The 17,502-nt window shown below is 60.4% G+C and carries 15 protein-coding genes and 1 tRNA gene; 14 read left to right on the top strand and 2 right to left on the bottom strand.

What is annotated here, in order from left to right; genetic code table 11:
• The first annotated feature begins 80 nt into the window (after positions 1–80).
• The 11 genes from ACKXF7_RS01895 to ACKXF7_RS01845 all read left to right on the top strand — a co-directional run bounded on the left by ACKXF7_RS01895 (position 81) and on the right by ACKXF7_RS01845 (position 12,197).
• Positions 81–524, top strand: a complete 444-nt coding sequence (locus ACKXF7_RS01895) for a hypothetical protein (RefSeq protein ID WP_423741979.1) — start codon at positions 81–83, stop codon at positions 522–524.
• 411 nt (positions 525–935) lie between these two features.
• Positions 936–1,430 (top strand): RNA polymerase sigma factor, encoded by a 495-nt coding sequence (locus ACKXF7_RS01890; protein ID WP_249238031.1) that lies wholly within the window; start codon positions 936–938, stop codon positions 1,428–1,430.
• Positions 1,417–2,547, top strand: a complete 1,131-nt coding sequence (locus ACKXF7_RS01885; RefSeq protein ID WP_423741978.1) for a DUF4349 domain-containing protein — start codon at positions 1,417–1,419, stop codon at positions 2,545–2,547. Before ACKXF7_RS01890 ends, ACKXF7_RS01885 begins: the two co-directional genes overlap by 14 nt.
• Positions 2,548–2,661: 114 nt before the next feature.
• Positions 2,662–2,738: transfer RNA gene (locus ACKXF7_RS01880), tRNA-Met, on the top strand.
• Positions 2,739–3,175: 437 nt separating this feature from the next.
• Positions 3,176–4,024 (top strand): PRD domain-containing protein, encoded by an 849-nt coding sequence (locus ACKXF7_RS01875; protein WP_249238033.1) that lies wholly within the window; start codon positions 3,176–3,178, stop codon positions 4,022–4,024.
• 101 nt (positions 4,025–4,125) lie between these two features.
• A complete protein-coding gene (locus ACKXF7_RS01870; RefSeq protein WP_249238034.1) occupies positions 4,126–6,243 on the top strand; it encodes a PTS transporter subunit IIABC in 2,118 nt (705 codons plus the stop codon).
• A gap of 241 nt (positions 6,244–6,484) precedes the next feature.
• Positions 6,485–7,927 (top strand): extracellular solute-binding protein, encoded by a 1,443-nt coding sequence (locus ACKXF7_RS01865; RefSeq protein WP_423741977.1) that lies wholly within the window; start codon positions 6,485–6,487, stop codon positions 7,925–7,927.
• Positions 7,928–7,962: 35 nt separating this feature from the next.
• Positions 7,963–8,499: a hypothetical protein gene (locus ACKXF7_RS01860; protein WP_423741976.1), complete on the top strand. Its 537-nt coding sequence runs from the start codon at positions 7,963–7,965 to the stop codon at positions 8,497–8,499.
• Between the two features lie 1,312 nt (positions 8,500–9,811).
• A complete protein-coding gene (locus ACKXF7_RS01855) occupies positions 9,812–10,999 on the top strand; it encodes an EAL domain-containing protein (protein WP_423742595.1) in 1,188 nt (395 codons plus the stop codon).
• Between the two features lie 48 nt (positions 11,000–11,047).
• Entirely contained in the window at positions 11,048–11,992 is a 945-nt protein-coding gene (locus ACKXF7_RS01850) for a GTP-binding protein (RefSeq protein ID WP_423741975.1), read from the top strand.
• A gap of 58 nt (positions 11,993–12,050) precedes the next feature.
• Positions 12,051–12,197, top strand: coding sequence for a hypothetical protein (locus ACKXF7_RS01845; protein ID WP_423741974.1), 147 nt, complete (start codon positions 12,051–12,053; stop codon positions 12,195–12,197).
• A gap of 51 nt (positions 12,198–12,248) precedes the next feature.
• On the opposite strand, the gene ACKXF7_RS01840 is transcribed toward ACKXF7_RS01845, so the two are convergent.
• The gene (locus ACKXF7_RS01840) at positions 12,249–12,764 is read right to left on the bottom strand and encodes a PTS glucose transporter subunit IIA (RefSeq protein WP_348584617.1); all 516 of its coding nucleotides are present in this window, start codon (positions 12,762–12,764) and stop codon (positions 12,249–12,251) included.
• A 156-nt stretch (positions 12,765–12,920) separates the two neighbouring features.
• Entirely contained in the window at positions 12,921–13,943 is a 1,023-nt protein-coding gene (locus ACKXF7_RS01835; RefSeq protein ID WP_423741973.1) for a threonine aldolase family protein, read from the bottom strand.
• Between the two features lie 369 nt (positions 13,944–14,312).
• Here ACKXF7_RS01835 and ACKXF7_RS01830 point away from each other — a divergent pair, with 369 nt between their 5' ends.
• Genes ACKXF7_RS01830 through ACKXF7_RS01820 form a run of 3 tightly spaced genes read left to right on the top strand, consistent with a single transcriptional unit; the run spans position 14,313 to position 17,444 of the window.
• Complete coding sequence (locus ACKXF7_RS01830) at positions 14,313–15,395, top strand: sensor histidine kinase (RefSeq protein WP_423741972.1); 1,083 nt, start codon at positions 14,313–14,315, stop codon at positions 15,393–15,395.
• The gene (locus tag ACKXF7_RS01825) at positions 15,385–16,125 is read left to right on the top strand and encodes a response regulator transcription factor (protein ID WP_339395519.1); all 741 of its coding nucleotides are present in this window, start codon (positions 15,385–15,387) and stop codon (positions 16,123–16,125) included. The genes ACKXF7_RS01830 and ACKXF7_RS01825 overlap by 11 nt, the downstream gene beginning before the upstream one ends.
• The gene (locus tag ACKXF7_RS01820) at positions 16,122–17,444 is read left to right on the top strand and encodes an SLC13 family permease (RefSeq protein WP_423741971.1); all 1,323 of its coding nucleotides are present in this window, start codon (positions 16,122–16,124) and stop codon (positions 17,442–17,444) included. Before ACKXF7_RS01825 ends, ACKXF7_RS01820 begins: the two co-directional genes overlap by 4 nt.
• The last annotated feature ends 58 nt before the right edge of the window (positions 17,445–17,502 follow it).

Below are 17,502 nucleotides of genomic sequence, written 5' to 3'. Positions count from 1 at the left end.
GGCCTGCCCGCTGACCGAGTTCTATCTGCTTTTGCAGCACGCACTGGATGCGGCGGGCAGCTTTGCCCTGCCGGCGCTGTATGCCCGCGTGCAGGCACCGGCGCGGTGGATCGAAACCGGACGAAGCGCGGGAGTATCTGACCCTGTCGCCCACGGAGCGGGAAGGGGATACCCGTCTTCTGGCCCCGGGCAATCTGCAGCTGCTGTACAGCACCCTGCATGTGGCACCGGACGGCGCGCCTGCGGCGCTGCTGCTCACCGGGGAGTGCACCCGCACCACCGTGGCGGTGCAGCTGCTGCCGCCCTTTGTGTGGGAGGACCCGCTGCCGCCTGTGCCGGATGCGCCTGCGGCGCTGGCGCTGCAGCTGACCATGCAGGATGTGGAGCTCATCGATGCCGACCCCGCAGCGCTGGGCCGGAAGCTGGTGCATACGGCACAGCACAAGCACTGGCTGCATCACCCGAAGGCGGATACCTTTCTGGCCGGGCGGGTGGCGCTGCTGCAAAGGGTCTACCGTCGGTGAGAGAAGGATCTGAATGGCCGCCGCAGCCCGGACAATATTTAATGTAATATTATTTTTAATTCAGCAATAGCAGACGGCCTGCGGGCCGTCTGCTATTGCATTTTCACGGGAGAGGCGGCAAGGGCAAACTGCATTTGCGGACGCTGGTTCCCTATGGGGAGCATCCGCGCCGGCGGGTGAGTTGGCAAAGCGGAGACGATTCTTAACCAAAAGGCCTTTTGCAACCCTTTTGTTTTTTGCGGTTTCATGGTATACTATCGCATACGAATGCGCACAAACGGCCTGTGTGCGCAGTTTTTCATAAAATTTTCCAGCAATGCAATCTTCGGGGGCGTTCAGCCGTGTATAGGGTGAATGTCCCCGTGGAATACGGATTCCACAGCCCTGTACAGGCGTAAAAGGAGAGCTTGAATGATGGGACAGCTGACCAGAAATGAAGTATTCACGCTGGCAGTGCAGAAGTACAGCGATGCTGTCTACCGTGCTGCCATGCACAACAGCCGATGCGCGGCCGATGCCGAGGATGTGGTGCAGGATGTCTACGAAAAACTCCTGCATTACAACGGCACCTTTGAGAGTGAGGAGCACCTCAAAGCATGGCTGCTGCGGGTAGCCATCAACCGCTGCCGGGACCTGACCCGTGCAGCGCACCAGAAGGACACGGAGCTGGACGAGAACCTGCCCGCACCGGATGAGTTTGCGGACGGCAGCGTGCTGGATGCGGTGCGCGCCCTGCCGGAAAACTACCGCAACGCCATCTACCTTCATTATTATGAGGGCTACACGGCGGCGGAGATCGGGCGGATGCTGGGTGCACCGTCCAACACGGTGCTGAGCTGGCTGCGGCGCGCAAGAGCACAGTTACATACGATGCTGAAGGAGGAGATCGAGGATGAGGTGGTATGAGTATAAGATGGAGACGGACGATCTCTGTGCACCGGAGGACCTGAAAGCAAAGCTGCTGGCCATGACCGACCAGCTGACCGAAGAGGAAAAGAACCAGCCCATGATGAAGACCCCGGCACCGGCCCGGCCTGCACCGGTGCAGCGGAAAAAGCCTGTCCACTTTCCTGTAAAGCGGGTGGGCACACTGGCGGCCTGTCTGGCGGTGTGCGCGGTGGGCTACGGTGCCTTTGCCACCGGCATGATCGGCCTTGGTGCAAAGAGCAGCAGCCCGGCGGCCTATTATTCGGCGGACAGCACTGCGGCCGCGATGGCGGCAGGCGGCGTGGACCGCGCCGCTATGGACAGCCCCATGGCCGCCGATTACAGCCTGAACAGCCTGTCACTGGAAAGCGGCGCAGACAACGGCACCGCTGCTTATTCGGAGGACGACGCGGCGGCAGCGGCCCACAGCACCGACCACGCAAAGATCATCTACACCGCGAACCTCAGTCTGGAAAGCAAGGACTACGACGCGGCCCGCGCCGCGCTGGATGCGGCGGCTGCCGAAGCGGGCGGCTACATGGAGTCCAGCAGCGAATACTCCGGCACCGAGGACAGCCGCAGCGTCAGCCTGACCTTCCGGGTGCCGCAGGAGAACTACGCCAGCTTTCTTGCGGCTGTGGCCGAAGCCGGCAACGTGACCTACAAAAACCAGCAGGCCGACGATGTGACCGCCCAGTACATGGACGTGGAGGCCCGGCTTGAGAACCTCAAGGTCCAGCGCACCCGTCTGCAGCAGCTGCAGCAGCAGGCCGAGACCCTTTCCGACCTGCTGGAGATCGAGTCCAGTCTGACCGAGGTGCAGAGCCAGATCGAGAGCTGGCAGAGCCAGATGGACTGGTACAGCAATCAGGTGGAGCAGTGCACCGTCTGCGTGAGCCTGAGCGAGGTAAAGACCTACTCGCCGCCCAGCGAGAGCTTTGTCTCCCGCATGGCCGACGCATTTGCCAGCGGCTGGCAGAACTTTGCACAGGGCGTGCAGCAGCTGGCTGTCTTCCTTGCAGGCGCATGGCCGGTGGTGGTCATCGCGGCGGCGGTGGCTGGCGGCGTCGCAGTGTGGCGCAAAAAGAGAAAGTGAGCAGGCCCGGAAGGAAACCAGAAAATTTTTTCAGAAAAGGGTTGACATCCATCCCGCTGTGTGGTATTATACTTGAGCAGTCAGCGAGAGCCGCTGAGAGCACAAAGTAAATATCGCGGGGTGGAGCAGTCTGGTAGCTCGTCGGGCTCATAACCCGAAGGTCGTTGGTTCAAATCCGGCCCCCGCAACCACCAAGCATCCTGAAGTTTCAGGATGCTTTTTTGTTTTGCTTTTTCGGAAGGAGAATCATGGGCTTTTCCACAGGAGCGGGATAAACGGTGGAAAAACGGGGTGGGGCTTCTCTTTATTCGTCATTCTGCTGTAAAATATCACCTGAATTTGGACAGCCTGATAAAACGGGACCGGAAGGCCATTTCCGCCTTGACGCCCTGCAAAAAATATGCTATTTTAAAAAAGCACAGAGCCGGTCTGCATTCATGCGGCGGGCCGCTTTGGGCCAGATCAAAAGAAAATCGTACGTGAGCAGCGTCGTTGGATTGTTACCGTTTGGCGGGCTAGACCAACTCTGCACAGCACAAGCCGAAAGCGTGTTTCAGCCTTCGGTGTTATTTGCTGTGTCAGGAGTGGTCTTTTTTTATTGCCTTTTTCGGCCTGAGGAGGAGAAACGATGCAATATACCGTCAAAAAACCGATCAACAACAACATCCTGCGGGTGGTGGACCCCACCGGCTGCGAGCTGATCGTTACCGGGCGCGGGCTGGGCTTTGGCGCAAAGCCGGGGTACAAGCTGGACGCCGGAAAGGTGGAGCGCAGTTACCGCATGACCAGCCCTGCCGTGCAGCAGAAGCTGGTGGAGCTGCTGGAACAGATCCCCTATGAGCATCTGCTGCTCACCGATGAACTAGTGGCAATGATCCGCAGCCGGGTGAACTACCCGCTGAACGAGAGCCTGCTCATCACGCTGGCCGACCACATCAGCTTTGCCATCCAGCGCAGTGAGCAGGGCATCCGCTTCTCCAACCCGCTCATGGCACCGATCCGGGAGTTCTATCCGCAGGAGTACCGCCTCGGCATGGACTGTCTGGCCATCATCCGCCAGCGCTGCAAAGCAGACCTCTCGGACGACGAGGGCGGCTTCATCGCCCTGCACATCGTCAATGCGGAGCTGAACACCACCATGAGCGTGGTGAACGACGTCACCCGCTTTGTGGACGGCTGCGTGCAGGTGGTGGAGTGCTTCTACGGCTGCCATTTTGACCGGGATGCGCTGGATTTCAGCCGCTTCACGGTACATCTGCGCTTTTTTGCGCAGCGGGTGTTTCAGGGCAAACAGGAGAGCGAGAACGATGCCCACGATGAGATGTTCCGGGCGCTGATCGCACGGAACTGCAGCGAACATTATAAATGTGCCTGCTGCCTAGCGGATTACGTGCGCAACACATGGAACAAGGAGCTTTCGGACGAGGAGCTGGTGTTCCTCACCATCCACCTGAAGCGCATCCGGATGGGAAAGTAAGCCGGTCGCCTGCCGCACCGCCGTACCTCTGATTCTCCGCAGGCCGCGCCTGCGTGTGGATATATTTGCTGGATACGAATTTGGAAAAAGGAGAATTGAAGATGAAAGACAAGATCTTTGGCGTGCTGCAGCGTGTCGGACGCAGCTTTATGCTGCCCATTGCACTGCTGCCCGTGGCGGGCCTGCTGCTGGGCATCGGCAGCTCGTTCACCAACGAGACCATGCTGGCGGCCTATGGCCTGAACAGCGTCATCCACCCCGGTACCCTGATCTACACCATTCTGGACGTGATGAGCCAGACCGGCAGCGCCGTGTTCAACAACCTGGCCCTGCTGTTCGCCATGGGCGTGGCCATCGGCATGGCCCGCAAGGAAAAAGAGGTGGCCGCCCTGTCCGGTGCGGTGGCCTATATCATCATGAACACGGCCATTCAGGCCATGATCAACGCCGCAGGCGGCGTGGACGCAATGCCTGCCAACTCCACCACCACCATGCTGGGCATCACCACCCTGCAGATGGGCGTGTTCGGCGGCATCGTGGTCGGTCTGGGCGTGGCAGCCCTGCACAACAAGTTCTATAAGATCGAGCTGCCGCAGGTGCTGGCCTTCTTCGGCGGCACCCGCTTTGTGCCCATCATCAGCTCCATCGTGTATCTGGTGGTCGGCATCGCCATGTTCTACATCTGGCCGGTGGTGCAAAGCGGCATTGCTGCGCTGGGCGCACTGGTGCTGGCTTCCGGCTATGCAGGCACCTTTATCTACGGCCTGCTGGAGCGCGCACTGATCCCCTTTGGCCTGCACCATGTGTTCTACATGCCGTTCTGGCAGACCGCTGTGGGCGGCACCGCCATCATCGACGGTGTCACCGTGACCGGTGCCCAGAACATCTTCTTTGCAGAGCTGGCCTCCAAGTCCACTACTGTGTTCTCGGTCAGTGCCACCCGCTTCATGGCCGGTAAGTTCCCCTTTATGATGTTTGGCCTGCCCGGCGCTGCGCTGGCAATGTACCACTGCGCAAAGCCGGAAAAGAAAAAGGCGGCAGGCGGCCTGCTGCTTTCTGCAGCCCTGACCGCCTTCCTCACCGGCATCACCGAGCCGCTGGAGTTCACCTTCATCTTTGTGGCACTGCCCATGTACGCCGTGCACTGCGTGCTGGCGGGCCTGTCCTTCATGCTCATGCACATCCTGAACGTGGGCGTGGGCATGACCTTCTCCGGCGGTCTGATCGATCTGGTGCTGTTCGGCGCGATGCAGGGCAACGCCAAGACCCACTGGATCTGGGTGGTCGTTGTGGGTGCAGTGTATTTTGTGCTGTACTACCTGATCTTCCGCTTCATGATCTCCAAGTTTGACTACAAGACCCCGGGCCGCGACGATGCGGAGGAGGTCAAGCTGTACACCCGTGCGGACGTGAACGCCCGCAGCGCCGCTTCCGGCAGCAACGCCCCCGCAGGGGATGACCCGGTCAGCGCCCTGATCGTGGAAGGTCTGGGCGGCACCGACAACCTGTCCGACGTGGACTGTTGCGCCACCCGCCTGCGCTGCACCGTCAAGGATGCTGCGCTGGTCCGGCAGGATGTGCTCAAGGCCTCCGGCGCCTCCGGCGTCATCTGCAAGGGCAATGGCGTTCAGGTGGTGTACGGCCCCAAGGTGGCAGTCATCAAAGCAAAGCTGGAGGATTATCTGGAAAATGCGCCCAAGACCCCGGCAGCGCCCGCAGCACCCGCCCCGGCAGCTGCCCCCGCAGCCCCGGCAGCAGCCGCAAAGGATACCGTGCTTGCAGCCTGCCTCACCGGCACCGTTGTCCCGCTGGCCGAGGTGAAGGACGAAGCCTTTGCCAGCGGTGCGCTGGGCGACGGCATTGCCATCGAGCCTGCGGTGGGTGAGCTGGTGGCTCCTGCCGACGGCGAGATCTCTTCCACCTTCGACACCCACCACGCGGTTGGCATGACCACCGTTGACGGCGCGGAGCTGCTGATGCACATTGGCATCGACACCGTCAAGCTGGGCGGAAAGCACTTCACCTACCTCGTCAATGAGGGCGACAAGGTGCGCAAGGGCCAGCCGCTGATCCGCTTTGACATCGAGGCCATCAAGGCCGAGGGCTATCCCGTCACCACGCCGCTGATCGTCTGCAACACCGACGAGTATGCAGCGGTCACCCCCAAAGCCTCCGGTACCGTGAAGCAGGGCGATGCACTGCTGGAACTGAAGGGCTGATGCGTTTCTCCCAAAAGGCAGGGTTATCATAAAGCAAAGGGCCGTCTCCGAATGCGGGGGACGGCCCTTTGTGCTGCCCAAAAGCCGGTTTTTCCGGCCGGTCGGGGCCTTTCTCTCTGCGCTGTGGGTGTTTTTTGCGCGTTTCTGTTTACGCCAGCGGAAAATGATGGTATGATAAACTAGGTGTAAACTGGACACGGGCGGGCAAGCCTGCCGTGCAGCACCCGGAGGGAGAAAACCAATGAAAAACCATATCAAGTCGCTGCTGTGTGGACTGTGCGCGGCGGCACTGGCACTGGGCTGCGCCGGCTGCGGCGGCAGTGCCGGGCCAGAAGTGCCCGCCAAAGTGACCAATATCATGGTGTGGACCTATTACAATGGCGACCAGCTGGAAAGCTTTACCAGCCTTGTGAACCAGTTCAACGAGACCGTCGGTGCCCAAAAGGGCATCAAGGTGTCCACCGAGAGTCAGGGCAGCGTCAACGATCTGGAAACCAGTGTGATGGACTCTGCCGAGGGCAAGGTGGGCGCTGCCGCCATGCCCAATATCTTCTCGGCCTACGCCGATACCGCCTATGCGCTGGACCAGATGGGCATGGTGGTGGACCTTGCCCCCTGCCTGACCGAGGAGGAAAAGGCTCAGTTCGTGGAAGGCTACCTCTCGGAGGGCGACTTCGGGGAGGACGGCAGCATCAAGATTTTCCCGGTGGCAAAATCCACCGAGCTGCTGTTCCTTAATGATACCGACTGGCAGGCCTTTGCCGATGCCGCCGGTGTCCGATACGAGAACCTTGCCACCATGGAGGGGCTGACGGCCGCTGCAGAAAAATACTACAACTGGACCGATGCCCAGACCGCCGCGCCGGATGACGGCAAGGCGCTGTTCGGCCGTGATGCCATGGCAAACTATATGCTGGTGGGCGCACAGCAGCTGGGCGACACCATCTTTGCAGTAAAGGACGGCAGAATGACCGTCAACTTTGAGCGCGATGTGGCCCGCAGGCTGTGGGACAACTACTATGTTCCCTTTGTCAGGGGCTGGTTTGCCGCCACCGGCCGTTTCCGCAGCGATGATATCAAGACCGGCAATGTGCTGGCCTACGTGGGCTCCAGTTCCAGCGCCACCTTCTTCCCCGCCAGGGTGACGAACGACGCCAACGAGAGCCATGAGATCAGCCTGAAGACACTGCCCGCCCCGCAGTTTGAAGGCGGCGAGGCGGTAGCGGTGCAGCAGGGTGCCGGCATGGTGGTGACAGCAGCCAAAGAGGAGGAGGTCGAGGCCTCGGTGGAGTTCCTCAAATGGTTCGTCCGGGCAGAGAACAACATTGCCTTCTCGGTGGGCTCGGGCTATCTGCCTGTCACCCGGAAGGCCAACGATATGCAGGAGATCCTTGCCAGCGGCCTGACTCTGGACGATAACATGCAGCAGACGCTGGCAGTTGCGGTGGATACGGTGAACGGGAATCGTCTGTATACGCCCCACGCCTTTGCAGGCAGCAACAGTGCCCGCAAGGTGCTGGAATACGGCCTGAGCGACCTTGCCGCAGCGGACCGCGAGACGGTAGTCCAGCGCATCGCCGAGGGCCGGAGCGCCGCCGAGGCAGAGGCCGAGTTTTTGACCGACGAGTATTTTGAGGCATGGTATCAGGACATCTGCGCAAAGCTTGCACAGTACGAGGGCTGAGCTGCGCAGGACATACGGAGAGAAAGAGGTGAGGAATGATGCTGCACAGGCGGGCAGCGCAGGGCACACAGACGCCCCGGCGCGGAGAAAAGACGCAACCGATCTTCCGCACCATTTTCGGGGCGATGATGCTGGTACTGGTGGCAGAGGTCCTGCTGCTCGTGATCAGCATCTGCGTCACCAATGTGGGCGGCAGGCTGAACCAGATCGCAAAGGACATGCTTGCCATGCAGGTGCGCAACCGCGTCGGTTACATGCAGGACCTGATGCAGAATGCACAGGACCTGACCGATCTCTCGGACTACATCGACCGGGCCACCCTTTCCATGGTGAACACGGGCCGTCTGGATCTGGATGCCCTGAACACCGACAGTGAACAGAGCAGCGCGCTGCTTGCCGCCATTGCACCGGAGCTGGTCAACACCCTGCGCGCACGGTCCGTCACCGGTATTTTTGTGGTGCTGAACACCGAGGATCTGCGCCTTCTGGATGTGGGCAGCGGTGTGCCCGGCATCTATCTGCGGATCTGGACCCGGACGCCCGCCCCTCGGAGGAGAATGCCGACCTGCTGATCGAGCGCGGCAGCGCGGCAGTGGTCAAGGCGCTGGGCATCACCACCGATAAAAGCTGGCAGCCTGTCCTGCGCTACTATGGCCTGAAGGGCCGGGGCTTTTTCAAGGAGCCGTTCCTGCGGGCCTATGAGGACAATGCCCGCCTGAGCGAGGAATATTACGGCCGCTGGACCACCAGCGCATACACGATCTCGGACGATGACCGTTCGGCCATTGCCTACTCCCAGCCGCTGATCCTGCCGGACGGCACGGTGTACGGCGTGGTGGGCGTGGAGCTGCTCACCAGCTATGTGCAGGAAAAAATGCCCTATGAAGAGCTGCAGAACGAGAAAAGAGGCGCGTATTTTCTGGTGTCCACCACTGCGGACGAGGACGCCGAGGAATTCGTGGTCAGCAAGTTGGTCACGTCCAGTCAGGATAGCTATGCACTGGAAGCGCCGGAAAGCATGATGCGCTGCGAGAGGCGGGCAGACGGCTGCTGGCTGAACCTGCACAAACGGGATTACTACGCGGTGGCAATGCCCATCTTCCTGTACAGCCGCAACGCGCCCTTCTCCGATGAGCACTGGCTGCTGATCGGCGCGGTGAACAGCAAGACGCTGTTCGCCTTTGCGCAGAATGTCCGGAATGTGCTCACAGCTGTGGTGGTGGGTACGCTGGTGCTGGGCATTCTGAGCAGCCTGCTGACCGCCCGCAAGCTGGCCCGCCCGGTGGAGCTGCTGTATCACGAGGTGGTGGACGGGCAGGAGAAAAAGAAGTTCCCGGAGCTGTCCCATACAAAGATCCGGGAGCTGGATCGTCTGGCTGATGCACTGACCAGCCTGAACAGCGAGCTGCTGAACAACTCCACAAAGTTTCTGCGCATCATGGATATGGCCAGTGTGGAGCTGGGCGGCTATGAGCTGCGGTTCGACACCGGCAGCGTGTATGTTACCGATAACTTTTTTTCCCTGCTGGGCGAACCCCAGCCCGCGGACCGCTTCCTGAGCGTGCGCCGCTTTGAGGAGACGCTGACCCGGATCCAGCTTTCCCGCCCCTGCACCACCACGGAAAGGGGAGACAAGCTGCTGACCATCCGCAAGGATGGCCAGACCCGCTACGTTCTGCTGCGCGTCACCAAAGACTGGAACGTGCAGGTGGGTCTGGCCGAGGATGTCACCATCGCCACGCTGGAGCGCCTGCGCATCGAGCACGAACGGGACTACGATATCCTCACCGGTCTGTACAACCGTCAGGCCTTCCAGCGGGTGTGCGGGGAGCTGTTTGAGGACCCGCAGCAGCTGGGCACCGCAGCCCTGCTGATGATGAGGATCTGGACAACCTCAAGCACATCAACGACACCTACGGCCACGACTGGGGCGACCAGTACATCCACCGCACCGGCCTCTGTCTGGCAGAGAACACCCCCGCTGGCACGGTGGTGGCCCGCCTGTCCGGCGATGAGTTCATGCTGCTGTTCTACGGTTATCCTAACCGGGAGCAGATCCGGGAAAAGGTGCACATCCTGAGCGACGCCATGCAGAAGAGCGTGGCGGTGCTGCCCGGCGGCAGCGAACTGCGCATCAGCATCTCGGGCGGCATGGCATGGTACCCGGAGGACAGCCGGGACATGGAGACCCTGAAAAAATATGCCGACTTTGCGCTGTATCAGGTCAAGCACTCCCACAAGGGCTGCCTGCAGGAGTTCAGCATGGAAAGCTACCGCAGGGAAGCCCAGACCGCACAGCTGCGGCGGGACTTCCAGCAGCTGCTTACCGAGGAACGGGTGTACTATGTGTTCCAGCCCATCTTCTCGGCCCACGATGGCCGGGTGATGGCCTACGAAGCCCTGATGCGCTCCGATATGGAGAGACTGCGTTCGCCTGCCACCATCATGAAGCTGGCGCGGGAGCAGGGGGCACTGCAGGAGATCGAACGGCTGACCTTCTTCAAGTCGCTGGAGACCTTTGACCACCTGCGCAGCGAGGGTCTTGTGCGCAGGGACGCGCTGCTGTTCATCAACTCCATTGCAAGCATTGCCCTGCCGCGGGAGGACAGCGAGTATATGGACAGCCGCTGGCATGAGCTGCGCCGCCAGATGGTGATCGAGATCACCGAGGAAGAGGCAATCGACCGGGAAGCAATGGAAACAAAGCGCCATGCGCCGGGTTTTTCCGGCATGTTCGCGCTGGATGATTATGGCAGCGGCTACTCCAACGAGGGCAGCCTGCTGGAGCTTTCGCCCCGGTTCATCAAGGTGGATCTCACCATCATCCGCGGCATCGACACCGACCCCGACAAACAGCAGATCGTGCAGAACATCGTGGCCTATGCCCACCCGCGCAGCATGCAGATCATTGCCGAGGGCGTGGAGACGGCCGAGGAGCTGAAAAAGGTGCTGGAGCTGGGCGTGGACGGCCTGCAGGGCTATTTCCTTGCAAAGCCCGCCAACATCCCGACCCGGATCGCGCCCGCTGCCCGGCAGATCATTGAAAACAGCCATAGCTCGGACTGCGGCTGATGCCCGGTCGGCAACTGAAACAGAACAGCACGGGAGGTGCTTTTTATCATGGTACAGGTAGACCTTATCACCGGCTTTCTGGGGGCAGGAAAGACCACCTTTCTGCGCTGGTATGTCCGGTATCTGGTGGAACAGGGCCACAACGTCTGCATTCTGGAAAACGACTTTGGGGCCGTGAATGTGGACGCGATGCTGGTGCAGGACCTTCTGGGCCCCCGCTGCGACCTTGAGACCATCAGCGGCGGGTGCGACTGCGACACCCACCAGCGCCGGATGCGCACCAAGCTCATTGCCATGGCCATGCGCGGGTTCGACCGGGTGGTGGTGGAGCCCAGCGGCATCTTTGATGTGGACGAGTTTTTTGACGTGCTGCGGGACGACCCGCTGGACCGCTGGTATCAGGTGGGCAATGTGATCGCCATTGTGGACGCCATGCTGCCCGAGACCCTGTCCCCGCAGGCAGAGTATCTGCTGGCATCCGAGACCGCCAACGCGGGCCGGGTGCTGCTCAGCCGTACCCGGCAGGCCGGGCAGGCCCAGACGGCCGCCGCTGCGGCCCACCTGACCCGGGCGCTGGAAGGCTGCAAGTGCTCCCGCCGTTTTGCGCCGGAGGAGATCCTGACAAAGGACTGGGCGCAGCTCACCGGAGCCGACCTTGCCGCCCTTGCGTCCTGTGGATACCGGCAGGCCAGCTGCGAAAAGCTGCACTTTGACGAGCACAAAGCCTTTTCGTCCCTCTGCTTTCTGGAACAGCACCTGACACTGCAGCAGCTGCAGGCTGCGGCAGACCGCCTGTTTGCGGACAGGGCCTGCGGCCATGTGCTGCGGGTGAAGGGCTTTGCGCCGGACCCGGGCGGGCAGACCGGCTGGCTGGAACTGAACGCCACCGCCGCCGGAAAAACGCTGGCCCCCATCCCGCAGGGACAGGATGTGCTCATCGTCATTGGCGAAGGGCTGGACAAAGCGGCCATTGAAGCACGGCTCAAGGCCTGAATTTTCAACACAAAAACAACAGAATGGTGAAAAACAGAAGGAGAAGGAGAAGGAGGTCATGAACAAGACCCGGCAGGCTCCCTCGGCACGGCGCATCATCGGCATGGTGATGGGTGTTATCATCATCGCCTTTGGCCCCTTCATCCAGTTCTTCGATGGACATTTCGCCCAGAAGATGCTGAAATATAAACAAGAAAAGGAATAACAAAAAAGGCGTGGGCCTCCGAATGGAAGCTCACGCCTTTTACGATTACGATCAGAACTTGAACAGCGGGGTGCCTGCCAGCACGTCGCCCTCAGCCAGCATCTTCAGCTCGCCCAAGTCGTCGCCGTTGGTCACGATGATGGCAGTAGCGGTGGGATGGCCTGCGGCGCGGATGGCGTCCAGATCCACCTTCAGCAGCGGGGTGCCGGCCTTGACCTTATCGCCCACCTTGACCAGTGCCTTGAAGCCCTTGCCCTGCATCTCCACAGTGTCCATGCCAACATGGATCAGGATCTCGATGCCGTCCTCGCTGGTCAGGCCCACGGCGTGCAGGGTGGAAGCCACCTGTTCCACGGTGCCGTCAAACGGAGCATACACGGTCTTGCCGGTGGGCTCGATGCCGCAGCCGGGGCCAAGGATGCCCTGTGCAAAGGTCTCGTCGGGGATGTCGGCCTGTGCCAGCACCTTGCCGCGGATGGGGGTCAAAACGGTCTTGCGCTGACCAAAGAATTTAGCGGTCTCTTCCTGCTCGGCCTTGCCGCCGAACAGCTTATCAAAGAATCCCATGGTAAAATACCTTCCTTCCAATCACTTTACAGGAAGCGGCGGCGCAGTGCAGCCGGCCGTTTCCGAAACCAATGTGGTATACCCAAAAGATACCATATCGTGAAGAAAATTGCAATCGATATCCTGCATAAAATCGGCAGAAAATCTTCGGCAGGGTCACATCAGGGCAATCAGCTGTTCGATCTCCTCCATGCGGGTGGCCCAGCTGGTGGCAATGCGCATCACGGTGTGGGTGTCGTCGTACTTCTCCCAGAAGCCGAACTTCGCCAGTGGCTCCAGCGCTTCCAGCTGGCTGTTTGCCAGAATGGGGAACACCTGATTGGTGGGCGATTCCATATAGAAGCGGTAACCCTTGGCAGCAAGGCCCTCCTTCAGACGGTCTGCGGTCTCGATGGCGTTCCGGCTGATGCGGGTGTACAGATCATCGGTGAACAGCACGTCGAACTGCAGGCCCAGCAGACGGCCCTTGGCAAGCAGCGCGCCCTGCTGCTTGACCATGGTCATAAAGTGGGCCGGTGCGCCGTGAGGGAACACCACGGCCTCGCCGCACAGAGCACCCACCTTGGTGCCGCCGATGTAGAACACATCGGTCAGGCGGGCAATGTCCTGCAGGGTGACATCGGTGCCCTTTGCCATCAGGCCGTAGCCCAGCCGTGCGCCGTCCATGAACAGCGGCATCTTGTATTCCTGACACACGGCGTGCAGCTCTTCCAGCTCTGCCTTAGTGTACAGGGTGCCGTACTCCGACGGGTGAGAGATATACACCATGCCGGGGAACACCATGTGGTCGTGGTTGACATCGGCGTAGAAGGTGGCGCACCAGCTGCGCACATCGGCAGCGCTCACCTTGCCCTCGTGGGCCGACAGCGGGATGACCTTGTGGCTGGTGTACTCGATGGCACCGGCCTCGTGGGCGGCAACATGGCCGGTGGCTGCGGCCAGCACGCCCTGCCAGCGCTGCAGCATGGACGCAATGACGATGGCGTTGGTCTGGGTGCCGCCGGAGATAAAGTACACATCTGCATCCGGGCAGCCGCAGGCAGCGCAGATCTTTGCCTTGGCGCTGGCGCAGTAGGGGTCGGTGCCGTAGCCGGACACCTTTTCAAAATTGGTCTCGGTCAGCTTTTGCAGGATCGCGGGGTGTGCACCCTCGCAGTAGTCGTTCTCAAAATAAAGCATCTGTCATTCTCCTGATCCAGTGAGATAAAGCGCGGATAAGGCTATTCTACTACGGGGGAGGGGGAGTGTCAAACCCCACGGAAATCAATTTTGGGAGCTTGACCCGGAGCTAAAGCCTTCACCCCTTGGGGGGAAGGTGGCGCGTAGCGCCGGATGAGGGGTATTTAGGGCAAAATGCTGCTGTCCTGCGCCCTCATCAGTCACCTGCGGTGACAGCTTCCCCCGACCGGGGGAAGCCTTTATTCGGAAAGTTGATTTCCATGGTCAAACCCCGTCCTCCCTTTACGGCAAAGGATTTTTACTGTATCTTTAGTACAGCTATGGTATAATTCAGGAGAGGAAACATATTGTTTGGGAAGGGGAATGTGCATGAAAAAACAGACGCTTGTGCGGGATGCTGCCGTAATGCTGCTGGCTCTGTTCGCTGCCTATGCCATGGTGATGCTTACACAGGCCGTTATGGGCCGCATTGAGGGCGTTGCCATGCTGATCTTTATGCTGGCAGTATTTGTCACATCAATGTATACAGAGGGGTATGTCTGGGGCGTGGCAGCGTCCCTGATCAGCGTGCTGGCGGTGAATTTTGCCTTCCTCTCGCCGTATTTCGCGTTCAACTTTACTCTGTCGGAAAACCTGTTTTCCGGCCTTGTGATGCTTGTGGTGTCCATCATGACCAGCACCCTGACCACCCGCATCAAAAAGCAGGAGCAGCTGCGCATGGAGAGCGAAAAGGAAAAAATGCGCGCGAACCTTTTGCGCGCGGTTTCCCATGATCTGCGCACTCCGCTCACTTCCATTTATGGTGCCTGCTCCACCGTGATCGAAAACTACGATTCACTGGATAAGGCAAAGACCATCAAGCTGCTGGGCGAGGCCTGCAGCGATGCCCAGTGGCTGACCCGCATGGTGGAGAACCTGCTCTCGGTCACCCGCATCGACAGCGAGAAGGTGACGGTGCAGAAGACCCCCACGGTGCTGGACGAACTGCTGGATGCCGTGCTGGTCAAGTTCCGCAAGCGATACCCGGATATTCAGGTGGAGCTGGAAACGCCGGATGCCTTTATCGTGATCCCCATGGATTCCATGCTCATCCAGCAGGTGCTGATGAATCTGCTGGAAAACGCTGCTCTGCACGCCGAGGGCATGACAAAACTGACCCTGAAGGTGTTCACGGTGGGCAATCGCGCGGTGTTCGAGGTGACGGACAATGGCTGCGGCATCCCCAGAGAACGGCTGAAAACGCTGTTCTCCGGCACCGGCAGCACCGACCCGGATGTGCCGGCAGACAGCCGCAAGCACGGCATGGGCATCGGCTTGTCGGTGTGCGCAGCCATCATCAAGGCCCACGGCGGCGAGATCAAGGCCGAGAGCCGGGTGGGCGAGGGAACCACCATCCGCTTCTGGCTGGAGACCGAAGAAATTGAAATGGAGGATGCAGAAGATGAGCAATAATAAATTCAAGGTCCTCATTGTGGAGGATGAGGCGAATATCTGCAGCTTTATCGAAACGCTGCTGACTACCAATGATTATCAGGCGCTGGTGGCCCACACCTGTACCATGGGCCTGACCCTGTTTGCCTCCCACAACCCGGATCTGGTCATTCTGGATCTGGGCCTGCCGGACCGGGACGGTCTGGAGTTCATCCGCACCGTGCGGCAGAAGTACATGACCCCCATCGTGGTGCTCTCGGCCCGCACCGACGAGATGGATAAGATCGAAGCGCTGGATCTGGGGGCCAATGACTATATCACCAAGCCCTTCAGCACCGGCGAGCTGCTGGCCCGCGTGCGTGCTGCCCTGCGCCTGAACCGTTACGGTGCCCTGCGCGGCGGCAATGCCCCGGCAGGGGAGTTCCGCGCACAGGGAATGCGCATCAACTATGACCGCCGCAAGGTGTTTGTGGACGAGCAGGAGATCAAGCTGACCCAGACCGAGTACAACATCGTGGCGTTCCTCTCCCAGCACGCGGGTCGTGTGATGACCTATGCGGCCATCGTCAAAGCCATCTGGGGCGATACCGACATCGGCAGCACCAAGAAGCTGCAGGTGAATATGGCCAACATCCGCAAAAAGCTGGGCAGCCGCCCGGGCAGCAACGCCTATATCCTCAATGAGCTGGGCGTGGGCTACCGCATGATCGACGAGGACAACGACACCCGTAACAGGGAGAATCTGGAATGACACTTGCGCTGCTTCTGTTTGCAGCCACCTATCTGCTGATGCTGCGGCTGCAGCAGTACCGCCCGTGGGTGGCACTGTGCAGTGCGGTGCTCTTTATTGTGCTGGGCGAGGCCGGGGTATACGGCTTTTCGCTCCGCGCGGCACTGCAGGCGGTGGATTACAACGTTCTGCTGATGATGGCGGGCACCATGGGGACGGTGGCGCTGTTCATCGAGAGCAAAATGCCCGCCCGTCTGGCGGAAATGCTCATCGTCCGGGTGCCGGATGTCAAGCGGGCGGTGTGTATGCTGGCGCTGTTCGCCGGCGTCATCAGTGCTTTTGTGGACAATGTGGCTACCGTGCTCATGGTGGCCCCGGTGGGCCTTGCCATTGCCCGCAAGCTGAAGATCTCGCCGGTGCCGGTGATCATTTCCATTGCGGTCTCCTCCAACCTGCAGGGCGCAGCCACGCTGGTGGGCGATACCACCAGCATCCTGCTGGGCAGCTTTGCGGACATGAACTTCTTCGAGTTCTTCTGGATGCAGGGCCGTCCGGGCATTTTCTGGGGCGTAGAGCTGGGCGCACTGGCATCGTTGGCGGTGCTGCTGTGGCTGTTCCGCCGTGAGACCCAGCCGGTCTGTGCAAAGGTGGAAACGGAAGTGGAGGACGACGTGCCCGCCGCCCTGATGCTGCTGACGGTAGGCCTGCTGATCGCGGCATCTTTCCTGCCGGAGCCCGCCGCCGGGCCGCTGCATACGGTGTATGAGCTGCGCAGCGGTCTTATCTGCATGGGCCTGTGCCTGTTTGGCACCGTGCGCGCCTGCCTGCGGGCAAAGTCAGCAAAGCCGCTGGGGCGGGTGCTGGGTGAGCTGGACTGCGATACCCTGCTGCTGTTGTTTGGTCTGTTCATCGTGATCGCAGGCATTCAGGCGGCGGGCGTCATTGATGCAGCAGCCCGGCTGTTCCACGCCGTGGCGGGAGAAAGCCCCTTCCGGCTGTTTACGCTGCTGGTAGTGGTTTCGGTCGTGCTGTCGGCGTTCATCGATAACATCCCATACGTAGCCGCCATGCTGCCCGTGGTGCAAAGCATTGCTGCACTGATGAATGATGGCCGGGGGATGGAGCCCTACGTGTTTTACTTCGGTCTGCTTACCGGTGCCACTCTGGGCGGCAACCTGACGCCGATCGGCGCTTCGGCCAATATTGCTGCCATCGGCCTGCTGCGCAAAAACGGTGAAACCGTCACGACCCGGGACTTCCTGCGCATCGGCGTGCCCTTTACGCTGGCTGCAGTGCTGACAGGCTATGTGTATCTGTGGCTGGTGTGGGGCAAAGTCTGATCTGCTGGCCTCCGGCACGGCTGTCTGCTGAAGAAAAAACAAAGAAACTCCGACCCTT

The sequence above is a fragment of the Faecalibacterium sp. 7 genome, from assembly GCF_049562865.1.
In the GTDB taxonomy this organism is placed as follows: domain Bacteria; phylum Bacillota; class Clostridia; order Oscillospirales; family Ruminococcaceae; genus Faecalibacterium; species Faecalibacterium wellingii.
The sequence above is the reverse complement of the archived record's forward strand: the minus strand, read 5'-3'. Positions and strand labels throughout refer to the sequence as shown.

Excerpts from the sequence above, each read along its gene's own strand:
- ACKXF7_RS01895 (WP_423741979.1), top strand. The coding sequence starts at position 81 with ATGCCCGCGTGCAGGCACCGGCGCGGTGGATCGAAACCGGACGAAGCG.
- ACKXF7_RS01890 (WP_249238031.1), top strand. The coding sequence starts at position 936 with ATGATGGGACAGCTGACCAGAAATGAAGTATTCACGCTGGCAGTGCAG.
- ACKXF7_RS01885 (WP_423741978.1), top strand. The coding sequence starts at position 1,417 with ATGAGGTGGTATGAGTATAAGATGGAGACGGACGATCTCTGTGCACCG.
- ACKXF7_RS01875 (WP_249238033.1), top strand. The coding sequence starts at position 3,176 with ATGCAATATACCGTCAAAAAACCGATCAACAACAACATCCTGCGGGTG.
- ACKXF7_RS01870 (WP_249238034.1), top strand. The coding sequence starts at position 4,126 with ATGAAAGACAAGATCTTTGGCGTGCTGCAGCGTGTCGGACGCAGCTTT.
- ACKXF7_RS01865 (WP_423741977.1), top strand. The coding sequence starts at position 6,485 with ATGAAAAACCATATCAAGTCGCTGCTGTGTGGACTGTGCGCGGCGGCA.
- ACKXF7_RS01860 (WP_423741976.1), top strand. The coding sequence starts at position 7,963 with ATGATGCTGCACAGGCGGGCAGCGCAGGGCACACAGACGCCCCGGCGC.
- ACKXF7_RS01850 (WP_423741975.1), top strand. The coding sequence starts at position 11,048 with ATGGTACAGGTAGACCTTATCACCGGCTTTCTGGGGGCAGGAAAGACC.
- ACKXF7_RS01845 (WP_423741974.1), top strand. The coding sequence starts at position 12,051 with ATGAACAAGACCCGGCAGGCTCCCTCGGCACGGCGCATCATCGGCATG.
- ACKXF7_RS01840 (WP_348584617.1), bottom strand. The coding sequence starts at position 12,764 with ATGGGATTCTTTGATAAGCTGTTCGGCGGCAAGGCCGAGCAGGAAGAG.
- ACKXF7_RS01835 (WP_423741973.1), bottom strand. The coding sequence starts at position 13,943 with ATGCTTTATTTTGAGAACGACTACTGCGAGGGTGCACACCCCGCGATC.
- ACKXF7_RS01830 (WP_423741972.1), top strand. The coding sequence starts at position 14,313 with ATGAAAAAACAGACGCTTGTGCGGGATGCTGCCGTAATGCTGCTGGCT.
- ACKXF7_RS01825 (WP_339395519.1), top strand. The coding sequence starts at position 15,385 with ATGAGCAATAATAAATTCAAGGTCCTCATTGTGGAGGATGAGGCGAAT.
- ACKXF7_RS01820 (WP_423741971.1), top strand. The coding sequence starts at position 16,122 with ATGACACTTGCGCTGCTTCTGTTTGCAGCCACCTATCTGCTGATGCTG.